The sequence below is a fragment of the Bacillus sp. BACIII genome, assembly GCF_057836745.1.
The window spans coordinates 3,352,558-3,365,454 of sequence record NZ_CM174437.1 but is presented as its reverse complement, the minus strand read 5'-3'; the positions used below and the strand labels follow the sequence as shown (position 1 = coordinate 3,365,454).

The 12,897-nt window shown below is 47.4% G+C and carries 11 protein-coding genes; 9 read left to right on the top strand and 2 right to left on the bottom strand.

Going from position 1 to position 12,897, the window contains the following annotated elements:
* Positions 1-21: 21 nt before the first annotated feature.
* From tuaB to ACXN9U_RS16510, 8 genes are all read left to right on the top strand, one after another.
* A complete protein-coding gene (gene tuaB / locus ACXN9U_RS16545) occupies positions 22-1,470 on the top strand; it encodes a teichuronic acid biosynthesis protein TuaB (protein WP_060964135.1) in 1,449 nt (482 codons plus the stop codon).
* The gene (gene tuaC, locus ACXN9U_RS16540) at positions 1,467-2,663 is read left to right on the top strand and encodes a teichuronic acid biosynthesis protein TuaC (protein ID WP_489201921.1); all 1,197 of its coding nucleotides are present in this window, start codon (positions 1,467-1,469) and stop codon (positions 2,661-2,663) included. The genes tuaB and tuaC overlap by 4 nt, the downstream gene beginning before the upstream one ends.
* Before the next feature lie 4 nt (positions 2,664-2,667).
* On the top strand, positions 2,668-4,008 hold the full coding sequence (tuaD, locus tag ACXN9U_RS16535) for a UDP-glucose 6-dehydrogenase TuaD (RefSeq protein ID WP_489201920.1): 1,341 nt from the start codon (positions 2,668-2,670) through the stop codon (positions 4,006-4,008).
* Positions 4,009-4,075: 67 nt separating this feature from the next.
* Positions 4,076-5,563, top strand: coding sequence for a teichuronic acid biosynthesis protein TuaE (gene tuaE, locus ACXN9U_RS16530; protein ID WP_489201919.1), 1,488 nt, complete (start codon positions 4,076-4,078; stop codon positions 5,561-5,563).
* Complete coding sequence (gene tuaF, locus ACXN9U_RS16525; RefSeq protein ID WP_060964139.1) at positions 5,560-6,240, top strand: teichuronic acid biosynthesis protein TuaF; 681 nt, start codon at positions 5,560-5,562, stop codon at positions 6,238-6,240. The genes tuaE and tuaF overlap by 4 nt, the downstream gene beginning before the upstream one ends.
* Positions 6,241-6,263: 23 nt before the next feature.
* On the top strand, positions 6,264-7,022 hold the full coding sequence (gene tuaG / locus ACXN9U_RS16520) for a teichuronic acid biosynthesis protein TuaG (protein ID WP_060964140.1): 759 nt from the start codon (positions 6,264-6,266) through the stop codon (positions 7,020-7,022).
* Between the two features lie 19 nt (positions 7,023-7,041).
* Positions 7,042-8,238, top strand: coding sequence for a teichuronic acid biosynthesis protein TuaH (tuaH, locus tag ACXN9U_RS16515; RefSeq protein WP_060964141.1), 1,197 nt, complete (start codon positions 7,042-7,044; stop codon positions 8,236-8,238).
* A gap of 132 nt (positions 8,239-8,370) precedes the next feature.
* Complete coding sequence (locus tag ACXN9U_RS16510) at positions 8,371-9,447, top strand: glycosyltransferase family 4 protein (RefSeq protein ID WP_060964142.1); 1,077 nt, start codon at positions 8,371-8,373, stop codon at positions 9,445-9,447.
* A gap of 98 nt (positions 9,448-9,545) precedes the next feature.
* Here the strand turns inward: ACXN9U_RS16510 and ACXN9U_RS16505 are convergent, their stop codons facing one another.
* Both ACXN9U_RS16505 and ACXN9U_RS16500 read right to left on the bottom strand, forming a co-directional pair.
* Positions 9,546-10,784, bottom strand: a complete 1,239-nt coding sequence (locus ACXN9U_RS16505) for an LCP family protein (protein ID WP_060964143.1) — start codon at positions 10,782-10,784, stop codon at positions 9,546-9,548.
* Positions 10,785-10,788: 4 nt separating this feature from the next.
* On the bottom strand, positions 10,789-11,436 hold the full coding sequence (locus ACXN9U_RS16500; RefSeq protein ID WP_007614107.1) for a YigZ family protein: 648 nt from the start codon (positions 11,434-11,436) through the stop codon (positions 10,789-10,791).
* A 222-nt stretch (positions 11,437-11,658) separates the two neighbouring features.
* Between ACXN9U_RS16500 and degS the strand changes: the two genes are divergently transcribed.
* Positions 11,659-12,822, top strand: coding sequence for a two-component sensor histidine kinase DegS (gene degS, locus ACXN9U_RS16495; protein ID WP_326351119.1), 1,164 nt, complete (start codon positions 11,659-11,661; stop codon positions 12,820-12,822).
* Positions 12,823-12,897: the final 75 nt, after the last annotated feature.

Here is a 12,897-nt window from a genome sequence, read left to right as displayed (position 1 = left end):
GACAAAAAAGTAGGGAAAACGATGCCTAGTATTACAAATCAAATTTTGAGCGGCGCCAAATGGACAAGTATTTCGACAGCGTGTATTACGGTCATTCAAATCGTTCAATTCGCCCTGCTCGGGCGGGTCATGTCACTGGCTGAATTCGGCCTTGTCGGCATGATCACAACGGTAGCGGTGTTTGCCCAAATTGCGCTTGATATGGGGTTTGGCGCCGCGCTCATTCAAAAAGATCATGTCACTGAAAAACAGATGTCTTCCTTGTACTGGCTGAATATCATAACAGGGCTTGCACTGTTTGCGCTGCTGTTTTTCAGCAGCCCGCTCATTGCTGATTTTTATCAGCGGGAGGAGCTTGACTATTTAGTCCGCGTGCTGGCCGTCATGTTTTTAATCGCACCGATCGGTCAGCAATATCAGTATATGCTGCAAAAAGCGCTGGCATTTAACACGTTAAGCAAAATTGAAATCTTTTCAAATGTGCTGTCCTTCGTTTACTTGGCGGCTGCGGTTTTTTATACGGACCCGATTCTCGCATATGTGATTTCACAGGTGCTGCTGCAATCGTCGAAGGGGATTCTGTACTGGATGGCCTGCAGAAAAACATGGCGTCCGTCGTTCGTTTTTGATCTGAAGGGAATGAAAGGCTTCTTTTCTTTCGGAGCCTTTCAGCTGTCTTCCCGGCTTGTGAACCGGCTCGGGGCGAATACTGATATGATTCTGATCGGCAGTTTTATCGGCGCTGAGGCCCTTGGCATTTATAATCTGGCCTATCAGATAGTCACGCTTCCGGTATTAAAAATTAATCCGATCATTACAAGAGTCGCGTTTCCCGTCTTTGCGAAAAACAAGCATGAAAACAGCGCCATCAGAGAAGGCTTTCTCAATATGACCAAAATGCTCGCGCTGATATCCTTTCCGCTTTTGCTCGGTTTGGTTTCAGTGTCGGATGCATTCGTGGCGTCGGTATTCGGAGAAAAATGGCTGGCGGCTGTCCCGGTCTTAAATGTTCTCGCCATCGTCGGGATTTTAAGGGTCCTGATGAACCCGAACGGATCTGTGCTGCTGGCAAAAGGGCGGGCCGATCTGGCGTTTTATTGGGACGCCGGGGTGATGCTGCTGTATGGTGCATCATTGTACGCCGCCGTGCTGTCCGGAAATCTCTTGACGGTAGCCTGGACGTACGCATTCATCAGCATCTTGAATTTCCTGATCGGCCGCTGGCTGTTGGCATATGTCATTAAGCTGCGGCTGTCGGCTTACTTCAAAGCCGTGGCCAAACCGTTTCTGCTTACGGCGGCGATGGGTGTCATCGCCTTTACAGCCAGCCTCGGAACGGAGCGGATCAGCCTTGATGTAAAGCTGCGTCTGGCGATCTCAGTAGCCTGCGGCGCATTGTGTTATTTATTTCTTTTAATCAAAGCTTATCCGCAGATGAAAAGTAAATTAAGAAAAGGGCGTTTGCTATGAAGGTATTGTGGATGACAAGTGTCTATCCGAGCAGTGAAAAGCCGGGGGAAGGCGTTTTTCATGAAACACAGGCGCAAGAACTGAGAAAGCTTGGCGCGGAGATGACCGTCATCTGTCCGCGGCCGAAACTCGCCGCGCCATTCCGGCTGCTGAAAAAGACATATCGGCAAAAGGATATAAGGCCTGCGCATGAATGGCGGAAAGGCGTGTCCGTACACCGGCCGTTTTATCAGGCGGTCCCCGGGCAGCTGAAATGGGCGCAGCCGCATAAAAGAATGGCGGCATCGGTTCTTTCTGCGATCAAAAAGAACGGTCTGAAGCCTGATCTGATTCACGCGCATTTCGCCATGCCGTCAGGCGGAGCGGCCGCCATTGTGTCAAAGGCCCTGGGAATTCCGTATGTCCTGACCTTGCATGGCAGTGATGTCAATGTCTATCCGCATTACAGCAAAAGCGCTCATCGCGCATTTACATTTGCGGTGCGGGAGGCTGCCGATATTTATGCCGTCAGCGGCAGTCTGCGGGAACAAATGAAGAAGCTGAGCGCAGCGGATTGCAGCGTGCTTCCGATCGGCATCACGCTTGACGCCTTCCAAAAAAGAAACGAGACGAAAGAAGCCATCAGAAAACGGCTCGGCCTTCCTCCGGATAGAAAGCTGATCGTGTTCATCGGCAGGCTTGTCAAAGAGAAAGGCGTTTTCGACTTATCAAAAGCCGTTCAGTCATTGGATGAAAGATTTGAAGCCGTCTTTGTCGGTGACGGACCCGCCGCATCCTCATTGCGGGAAGCCGCTCACATCGTCACGGGGCAAGTGCCGAATGACAAGATACAGGACTATCTGCTGGCGTCGGATATCATGGCCCTGCCGTCCTACAGTGAAGGCATGCCGACCGTGGTCATTGAGGCGCTTGCTCTGAAGGTGCCGGTGCTCTGCACTGATGTCGGAGGAGTGGCTTCTTTATTCGGTAAACACCGGGGGCTGCTGATCAGACCGGGTTCACCCGAAACGCTGGCGGAATCCATCCTGCAATATGAAAAAGGAGAGGCATGGACAACGCAAACAGCCGAAGAACTTTATCAAACCGTCCGCACGTATTTTGACGCAAGCCAAAACGCAAAAGCGCTGAAAGAGAAATACCGGACCGTCATGAACCGGGCCGGGCAAGAGGAGAACCTTTCGAAAGAGGGATGAAGCTGTGAAAAAAATCGCTGTATTAGGAACAGGGTATGTAGGTCTCGTATCTGGAACTTGTTTTGCGGAAATCGGCCATCATGTGACTTGCTGTGATATCAATGAAGCGAAAATCAGAAGCCTGCAAAACGGAGTCATCCCGATATATGAACCGGGGCTTGAGGAATTAGCTGAAAAAAACGTCAGTGCCGGGCGTTTGTCCTTTACGGCAGAGATTGGGCCGGCTGTGAAAGCCGCTGATATCATCTATATTGCCGTCGGTACACCGATGTCAAAGACGGGTGAAGCCGATTTGACCTATATCAAGGCCGCCGCGCAAACAATCGGGGAACAGCTGAACGGATACAAAATCATTGTCAGCAAAAGCACCGTTCCGGTCGGGACGGGAAAGCTCGTTTACCAAATCATCAGCGAAGCGTCGAAGGGGAAATATCCGTTTGATGTCGCGTCAAATCCTGAATTTCTCCGCGAAGGCTCGGCGGTGCGGGATACAATGCAGATGGAGCGGGCGGTCATCGGCGCCACAAGCGAACATGCCGCTTCGGTTATTGAAGAGCTTCACAAGCCGTTCCGTACGAAGATCGTGAAGACCAATCTTGAAAGCGCGGAAATGATTAAGTATGCCGCAAATGCTTTTTTAGCCGCCAAAATATCTTTTATTAACGATATCGCAAATATTTGCGAACGTGTCGGCGCGGACATTTCTCACGTGTCAGAAGGCGTCGGCCTTGACAGCCGGATCGGGAATAAATTTCTCCAGGCGGGCATCGGGTTCGGCGGGTCCTGCTTTCCGAAAGATACAACGGCTTTATTGCATATCGCAAACAGCGCCGGATATCCGTTTCAAATGATGGAAGCCGTCATAGAAACCAATCAGAAGCAGCGGGTTCTAATAACGGAAAAATTAAACCGCGCCATCGGTTCGGTAAAAGGGAAAACCGTGGCCGTACTGGGGGTGGCCTTTAAACCGCACACAAATGACGTCCGCTCCGCCCCGGCTCTTGATATCATTCCGCGTCTTAAAGAGCAGGGCGCTCACGTAAAAGCGTATGATCCGATCGCGATTCCCGAAGCGTCTGCGGTATTAGGAAACGACGGCATTGACTATTACACAGAGCTGTACAGCGCCATCAAAAATGCGGATGCATGCCTGATTACAACCGATTGGCCGGAAGTCAAGGAAATGGATCTTCAGAGGGCGAAGCAGCTGCTCAAACAACCGGTCATCATTGACGGCAGAAATATGTTCCCGCTGGAATATATGCGGGTTTCAGGATTCACTTATCATTCCGTCGGACGTCCAGCGGTTCATGCCGATCGGCAAATAAAAGAACTGGCAAGATAGAAAAAGATTTGTCTTCAGGCTCTCGGCGGCCCGGCTCGGCTGCCGGTTTTGGAAAGGGGTTTGCCATGTGATTATCAAACGTTCAGCGGCACATGTTCTTGTGCTGCTTGCCGCTGTCATTACAGGAGGATTTATCATGGTGGAGGCGGTCAGGGCGGATGCCGGCTTCGGAACAATCACCGTGCTGCTGCTTGCCGCCATGATCGGGATTGCCGGTCTTGCTTTGCTATCCGCCTTTACCGCAAACGGTCAGATGTTTATGGGGCTCATTTATGTCTTGATCGCGTGTACATTTTTAAATCAGGCCTTCTTTGCGATCCATCTCGGGTTTTTCAGCTTATTTATATACCGTCTGTTATTAATCGGGGCGGGTGCTCTTCACATCGCCGGCATCCTGACAAACCGTCATCATATTGACAGATGGAATCGGGTGAATGTAAAAGGCATCCTGATGTTCTTCGCCTTATGGTTTACATACGGTCTCATATCGTTATTGTGGGCAAAATCCGTGACGTACGGGATCAAATATTTAGCTTTAATGGCGATGGGCATGTTTCTGATTTATCTCATCGTCATGTTTATTCAGCGCTTTGATCAGCTGATGGTTTTTTACGGCATATGGCTTGTGATGACCATTTTTGTGATGGCGATCGGCTTTTACAACCATTTTACTCACCACCAACTGCCGAGTTCTACGCTTTATAACGGGCCGCAGTACAAACAGCATTATCCGACGTCCGTTTTCTTTAATCAAAATGATTTTGCGACGTTTTTGTGCATCAGTTTCTTTCTGTACGCGGCGGCGGTGAAAAATGTGAAAAACGGCTATGTAAAAGCCGTCAGCCTGCTCTTTGCGATCAGCGCTTTGTATTTAATCATGTTGACCGGTTCGCGTGCGAGCCTGCTGGGCATATGCGCGGGGGCGGCTGTATACGTCTTTATCCTGCTGCCTTCTCTGCTGAAAAAACTCGCACTGTACGCAGCGGGAGCGGGTGCTGCGCTGTTTGCGGTTTTATTTGCGGGCCGTATCACAAATGCCGTCTTGAATCTGTTTTCAGCTCCGCAGGCGATGCCGGGACAGCACCCGCTTCCATCGAACCTCGCGCGGGCGAATCTTTTAAAGAACGCCTTTTACTACGTGATTGATTCCTGGGGGTTCGGAGTGGGTGCCGGAAACGTCTCGTACTATTTAAAAGCCGAGCCCGTTTATGATACGGGCGGCGTAGTTGAGGTGCACAACTGGCTCGTCGAGATTATGACGAACTTCGGCGTGCTTGCGATGCTCGGCTATTTGACAGTCTATTTGTACCTTTTTTGGACACTTTATAAATGCCATGAAAGAAAATCGGTAAATCAGTCAAGACTGATCACAGAAGGACTCATCACGGCAATGGCCGGTTTTTTGGTAAGCAGCATCAGCCCAAGCTCCGTATCAAATTTATTTTTCCACTGGGTATTTCTCTCACTCGTGATTGCGGCGGTCAATATTCTGAGGCGTTTACAAAAGGAGCCTGCCGTTACGGCGTACTATGAAAAACAGGGAGATGCGAGATGAAGGATATGTTGACAAGAATAATCCGGCGTATCAAAAAGAATATCATTTGGATCATTGCGCTGCCCGTAGTGCTGGGGGCGGCGGGTTATCTATTGCCGTCAAAAATCACCGGAAGCAGCAGTTTCACATCGGAAGCCGCGATTGCCGCAGGAAACTATGATCATCCGCTTTATAACAACACAAAAGAAATTCCGCTCCTTTTGACGAGCGATGCTTTTTTAAAACAGGCTCTGCCTGACAAAACAGACGAAGAAAGGACGGCCGTGAAAAGTAAACTGACTGTCGAAACACAATCAGATTCATTGATCACGGTCAGCTACAGCGATCAAAACAAGCAGGAGACCGAATCGGTGTTTCAGGCCGTCATGAAGACATTTCTGAAGAATGATCAGGAGCTGTTTGAGAAACGGGCAAAAGTGGTCCGGCAGAGCATTGATGCACTTGAAGGAGAAACCGTCAGCGCGGATGCCAAAGTGGATAAGGAACGATTTTTATACGAATTGAAAAATACACAGCTGAACCTGAAATCAGCCGCCGTCATCAATTCAGAGCCGGTGAGTGAAACGGCGGGACAAGGCATGCCGCCGAAAAAGAAAGCGGTTCTGGGTGTTTTGATCGGCATTGCAGTTGCATTTATGTTCATTGTCATTCCTGAGTTTTTTAGAGAGTCCTTTTAAAAATCTGCGATGGAGATGTGACCATGACAAACTGGAAACCTTTCGTATCTGTCATTACACCGTCTTATAATGCAAGTGAATATATCGAAGACACGATTCAATCCGTTTTACATCAAAGCCATCCGCATTGGGAAATGATCATTGCGGATGATTGTTCAACGGACGGAACGAGAGATATTTTACGGCAATATGAACAAAAGGATGAGCGGATCCGCGTCGTTTATTTAGACGAGAACAAGGGAGCCGCGGCTGCCAGAAATACAGCCCTCGAGCATGCCGAGGGGCGTTATGTCGCATTTTTGGACAGCGATGACAGATGGAAGAAGGAAAAGCTTCAGAAACAGCTGACGTTTATGTCAGAGCGGTCCTGCGCCTTTTCATTCACGGGCTACAGCGTCATGGAGCAGGACGGAACGCCGACGGATAAAACGATTCAAGCGCCTGAAAGCCTGTCATATGATGAAGCTTTAAAAAACACGATTATCGGATGTTTAACGGTCATGATTGACAGAGAGCAGACGGGGCAGATTCAAATGCCTGATATCAGAACGCGGCAGGATTTGGCGACTTGGCTTTCCCTGCTGAAAAGGGGATTTACAGCTTACGGCTTGAATGAGTGTCTTTCAGAATACAGACTTGTGCAGAATTCGATTTCAAGCAACAAGTGGAAAGCCGCCAAAAAAACATGGTTTGTCTATAGAGAAATTGAGCGCCTGCACTTTATCAAGGCTTCATGGTGTTTTATGCAATATGCGAAAAACGCGGTCATGAAAAGGCTGTAGGCGTAAGAGGGGCTGGGTGATGAAGGTGGAACCGATTGTTCACGTAATCGTCGGAGCGGCGGAATGGGGTCATGACCGGCTGAGATACAGACGGCACCGGCTGGCTGAATTTCTCGCACGGCAAAAAGAAACGAAAAGCGTCATTTGGGTATGTCCGTCTCCGCGGGCAAATGACGGACAGATGACCGGAATTTCCGAGGGAATCCGGCAGTTCGCGGTAAAGGATCTCTTCAGGCAAAAAGCATTCCGATTCGGCAGGTATACAGATATGTGTTACAGGCATAAGCTTTCACCGTTGCTGGCCGTGCTGAAGGAAGAAGGAGAAGGGGCCCGCTGCTGCTTATGGTACACCTTCCCCGGTTTTCCGCTTTTATCAGATCTTTACCCTTGGGATGAAGTCATTTACGATTGCAGCGATCTGTGGGCCGCTCCGATCAGCGGCCGTGCCGGTGTGCTGTCAAATGTAAGAAGAAACATCATTAAACAGGCGGAAATGAGAATCATTCAGCGGGCGGATTCCATTACCTGCACATCTGACTTTCTGCACCAGGAGGTCGGAAAAAAGCTGGAGAATCCGCGCCAGAAAGTGTTCACCATTGAAAACGGAGTGGAATATGACCTGTTTTCACGGGAAAATCAACAGCCGGATGCAGACATTTTACGGGGAAGAAACGGAAACGTTCTCGGTTTTATCGGCGGAATCAAACCGAAGCTTGATTTCGCGCTTTTGGCGGAAACGGCAGATTTACGGCCGGACTGGACGATTTTATTGGTAGGCCCGAACACGGCTCAGGATGACCCGGATTTCAAGTCGCTTCTGGAGCGCCCGAATGTTATCTGGACGGGACCCGCCGCGCCGAATGAAGTGCCGTCCTATATGCAGCTCGTCGACATCGGCATTATGCCTTATAAAAATTCTCCTTATAATGACGCGGTATTTCCGCTCAAGCTTTTTGAATTTTTAGCTGCCGGGAAACCGGTTGTCGGGTGCAACCTTACTTCTACGGCAAAAATCAAAAGGCCTTTCGTTTATGAATACGTTGAAGGCAGCGACCCCGCAGATTTCATCGCAGCCTGCGACGCTCTGCTGGCATCGGAACGGAGCGGATCATATGAGGCGTTGCGCCGTGAATTGGCCCGGAGACGGGATTGGAACGTTTTATTCGGCCGAATGCTCGAATGCACGGGTATATTGAAGAATGCGCAATCCCATTAAAAGGGAAAGCGCATTTTTTGATTTGCGTGTTTCTTTTTGATGATGCTTGTTATAATAACTAGTAAGAATTATAATGGAAGGAACGGTTCAATATCAGAAAAGACTTCATATAATTCCAAAGGAGACTTCTTTATGCTTGACGAACGCATGTTTCGCATAGTTGTTGCGTTTTTTGTCTCTCTGCTAACGGTTTTAATCCTAACTCCTATCGTGAAAAAAATTGCGATCAAAATAGGTGCAGTTGACCAGCCCAGCAACCGAAAAGTACATGATAAAATAATGCCCCGTATGGGCGGATTGGCTATCTTTATCGGCGTAGCGGCAGGGGTGCTCGCGGCCGGCATATATAATGAAACGAAGATGACCGCTATCACGGTGGGCGCGTTTATTATTGTTATTTTAGGAATCCTTGATGATAAATACCAATTAAGCGCAAAGGTAAAGTTTTTCGTCCAGTTAGCCGTGGCCATTATGATTGTGAGCACGGGACTGAAAATGGACTTTTTCTCCGTGCCGTTTTTAACGGAACGTTTAGAATTGGGATGGATCGCTTACCCGCTGACTGTGTTATGGATCGTCGGTATCACGAACGCGATGAACCTGATAGACGGTTTGGACGGACTCGCTGCGGGCCTGTCAGTCATCGGACTGTCCACCATTGCAGTAATGGCGTTGTCCGGAGGCAAAATCCTGATTCTGTCACTTTCTCTCGTAGTGATAGGAAGCACACTCGGATTTTTATTTTATAATTTTCACCCGGCAAAAATATTTATGGGAGATACCGGATCGCTCTTTCTCGGATACGTCATCTCAGTACTCTCATTATTGGGTCTTTATAAAAGCGTTACTTTATTCAGTATCATCATTCCGATCATTATTTTGGGCGTGCCGATTTTTGATACGACATTCGCTGTCATCAGGCGGATTTTAAACAAACAGCCGATCTCAGCGCCTGATAAGTCACATATACACCACCGGCTGATGGCCTTCGGGCTTTCACACCGTACGGCTGTCATCATCATTTATTTAATCGGCTTTATTTTCAGCATCAGTGCAATCCTGCTGAAAAGCGCGACCATATGGCTTTCGCTGTTTATTATTTTTGTATTGATTGTATTTATGCAAATCATAGCAGAGGTCACAGGGTTAGTAAATGAACAATTTAAACCATTTACCAAGTTTTACAAGAGATTGGTAAAGAAAAATTAAAAAGAGCAGATCATGCGAATGGTCTGCTTTTTTATGGATTCTTCTATTCTCTTATTATATAGAAAAACCCGATCCTTCTCAAAGGATCGGGTTTGCTGTTAATAGCCTGTTGTGCCGTTTGAATTTGTGCTCTCGGACTGTGTGCTGTCCGTTCCGTTTGCACCTGGAGTACCGCTGGTTGAATCAGTTGTGCCGCCGGTTCCCGTGCTGCCGGAAGTCGAATCAGTCGTCCCGTCGTCTGTTCCTGTGCCGCCGGAAGTTGAACCAGTCGTACTGTCCGTTCCGGTGCTGTCAGAAGCAGAATCGGCAGCGGTGCCGTTTCCGGACGGGTAATCTAAATGTTTCTGCAAGGTTTGCCGTACTTTTTCGAGATTGGCCGGATCCGGTTGGAAATAATACGTTCCGCCCGTAGATGCGGTTCCGCCGCCGCCTAAATATAAATCTGATCCTGTAATGGACAGTGTATCAATTTTTTTGCTGGTAAAGCCGCTGTAAATCTGCTGAAGAGCGAGCCCTTCAGTGATTCGGATATTCGTTTGTACGTTATTGCTCGCTGTTTCAGCGATTTTATCGATTTTAGCAATATTTCCAGCCTTCGACATTTGGTCGATCAGTGCATTGAGGATTTGCTTTTGACGGTCATTCCGGCCGAAGTCTCCGCGCTTATCCTGCTTTCTCATCCGCGCGTAAGCCAGAGCCTGCTCACCGTTCAAATGCATGTTTCCTTTCTTGAAGTAAATCCGTTTCTTTTTACTGACGTCACTCATCTCGTCGAAGTCAAACGGCACTTTTACATTGACTCCGCCGACTTCATCAATAACATCCTTAAATCCGTTAAAATCCACAGTGACATACTTATCAATCGGAATGTCTAATAAGTCCTCTACGGTCGCCACGGTTTCATCCGCTCCGCCCTTAGCAAAAGCCGCATTGATTTTTGATTTTTTACCGGTTGTGTCGCCGGCAAGCGTCACCCGCGTATCACGCGGAATACTCAGCATTTTCATTGTTTTATTTCTCGGATCAAGGGTAACGACAATAAGAGAATCTGATCGTCCGCCTTTTCCGCTAGTGGCATAATTTTCGATCCCCATAAACAAAATGGAGAACGGTTTTTTCTTCATATCTATGACTTCATCCCGAAGCTTTGATTTATCTCCGCGGGAAAGGGCATCATATGCATTATCTGCCGCATTGATCGTTTTGTATACTTTGTACCCGCCGACCCCGGCAGCGACTAACAAAACGAGGGTAAGCAGCAGCAAAATTCGCTTGAAAATAATCTTTCGTTTGCTTTTCTTTTTCTTTCGAACACGCACTCTTACACGTTCAGCCATTACATTAGTCTCCTTTAGGGCTGACGTCTGTTTCTAAATACGTCAGTTCTCCCTCTGTATTCTTACTCTTGCCGTTCGTCAGTTCTGTCATCCATTTTATAAACTCGTCTTTGTCTTTTTCTTCAACGTACGTTTCAAATTCGACGTGATCTGCATAATGGATATCCTTCAGTAAAAAAACTGACTCCCTCAATTCATTCTCTATCTTGCCGAGCCACGTATAATCCGCCGATGTATGCATAATCCGCATCAGCTTCCGCTCCGTAACTCCTATATGATTTAACCCCTCAGACACTGATTTCCCGTATGCACGAATCAATCCGCCTGCTCCGAGCTTTATTCCGCCGAAATACCGGGTAACCACCGCGCAGGTATCTTTCAGGCCGCGTTTTTTCAGCACTTCCAGCATGGGTACGCCTGCTGTGCCGCTTGGTTCTCCGTCATCATTCGCCTTTTGTATATGATCCGTTTCTCCGATCAGATAAGCTGAGCAGTTATGAGTCGCATTCCAGTGCTGTTTTTTTATCTTTTGTATAAATTCCTGCGCTTCCTCTTCAGAAGCAGCACGGCTCAGGTGGCAGATAAAACGTGATTTTTCAATCACAATCTCGTGTTCACCCGTTTCTTTAACAGTTAAATAGCTGTGCAGCATGATTGCTGGACCCTCCTGACAAGCATTAAAAGACTTGTTTCTACAAATTCGAACAGACTTTAGAATTTTTGCGCATATTTTGGTATCATGAAAGAGTAAGATACTATATAAAAATGTTTTTTTCTAGAATATACGCATTCTTTCATTATAATTCGACATAAATTGCAGTTCAATTACATTTATAATAAAAATACATAACAACACCGTTACGGAGGGAGACTGATGAATAAATCGAAGATGGACTCCAAAGTTTTGGATTCTATACTCATGAAAATGCTGAAAACCGTGGACGGGAGCAAAGACGAGGTTTTTCAAATCGGAGAGCAGTCGCGCCAGCAATATGAGCAGCTGGTCGAAGAACTTAAACAGATCAAACAGCAGGTCTACGAAGTGATTGAGCTGGGCGACAAACTTGAAGTTCATACTCGGCACGCAAGAAACCGTTTGTCTGAAGTAAGCAGGAATTTCCATAAGTTCAGCGAAGAAGAAATTCGCAACGCCTATGAAAAGGCGCACAAACTTCAAGTGGAACTGACGATGATTCAGCAGCGTGAAAAACAGCTGCGGGAGCGCAGGGATGATCTGGAACGCCGGCTTTTAGGGCTTCAGGAAATCATTGAACGGTCAGAATCATTGGTCAGCCAAATAACCGTCGTTCTGAATTACCTGAATCAAGACCTTCGCCAAGTAGGGCTTCTGCTTGCCGATGCGCAGGCTAAACAAGATTTCGGTTTAAGAATTATCGAAGCCCAAGAGGAAGAAAGAAAAAGAGTTTCCAGAGAAATTCATGACGGTCCCGCGCAAATGCTGGCAAATGTCATGATGAGATCGGAATTGATAGAACGGATCTTCCGCGACCGCGGCACGGAGGACGGCTTTCAGGAAATCAGAAATCTTCGGCAGAATGTGCGGAATGCCCTTTACGAAGTCAGAAGGATTATATATGATTTAAGACCGATGGCATTGGACGATTTAGGGCTGATTCCGACACTGAGAAAATATCTTTATACAACTGAAGAATACAACGGAAAGGTGAAAATACATTTTCAGTGTATCGGAGACACGGAGAACAAAAGGCTTGCCCCGCAATTTGAAGTGGCGCTTTTCCGTCTCGCTCAGGAAGCCGTCACAAATGCTCTCAAACATTCAGAATCAGAGGAAATTACGGTAAAAGTGGAAATAACCGCTGATTTTGTCGTTCTTATCATTAAGGATAACGGAAAAGGCTTTGATATTAAGGAAGCTAAACAAAAGAAAAACAAGTCATTCGGCTTGCTGGGAATGAAAGAAAGAGTAGATCTGCTTGAAGGAACGATAACGATAGACTCTAAAATAGGTCTTGGGACATTTATCATGATTAAGGTTCCGTTATCTCTCGGCCTATAATTTGTTAAATAGAGCCAAAAGACATATTGACCGAACAGCGGCGTATATAGAACAATAGGATAAGGAGGCGTAGCG

Bases quoted from the DNA above. Each gene is read 5' to 3' on its own strand.
- tuaB (WP_060964135.1), top strand. From the start codon at position 22: ATGCCTAGTATTACAAATCAAATTTTGAGCGGCGCCAAATGGACAAGT.
- tuaC (WP_489201921.1), top strand. From the start codon at position 1,467: ATGAAGGTATTGTGGATGACAAGTGTCTATCCGAGCAGTGAAAAGCCG.
- tuaF (WP_060964139.1), top strand. From the start codon at position 5,560: ATGAAGGATATGTTGACAAGAATAATCCGGCGTATCAAAAAGAATATC.
- tuaG (WP_060964140.1), top strand. From the start codon at position 6,264: ATGACAAACTGGAAACCTTTCGTATCTGTCATTACACCGTCTTATAAT.
- tuaH (WP_060964141.1), top strand. From the start codon at position 7,042: ATGAAGGTGGAACCGATTGTTCACGTAATCGTCGGAGCGGCGGAATGG.
- ACXN9U_RS16510 (WP_060964142.1), top strand. From the start codon at position 8,371: ATGCTTGACGAACGCATGTTTCGCATAGTTGTTGCGTTTTTTGTCTCT.
- ACXN9U_RS16505 (WP_060964143.1), bottom strand. From the start codon at position 10,784: ATGGCTGAACGTGTAAGAGTGCGTGTTCGAAAGAAAAAGAAAAGCAAA.
- ACXN9U_RS16500 (WP_007614107.1), bottom strand. From the start codon at position 11,436: ATGCTGCACAGCTATTTAACTGTTAAAGAAACGGGTGAACACGAGATT.
- degS (WP_326351119.1), top strand. From the start codon at position 11,659: ATGAATAAATCGAAGATGGACTCCAAAGTTTTGGATTCTATACTCATG.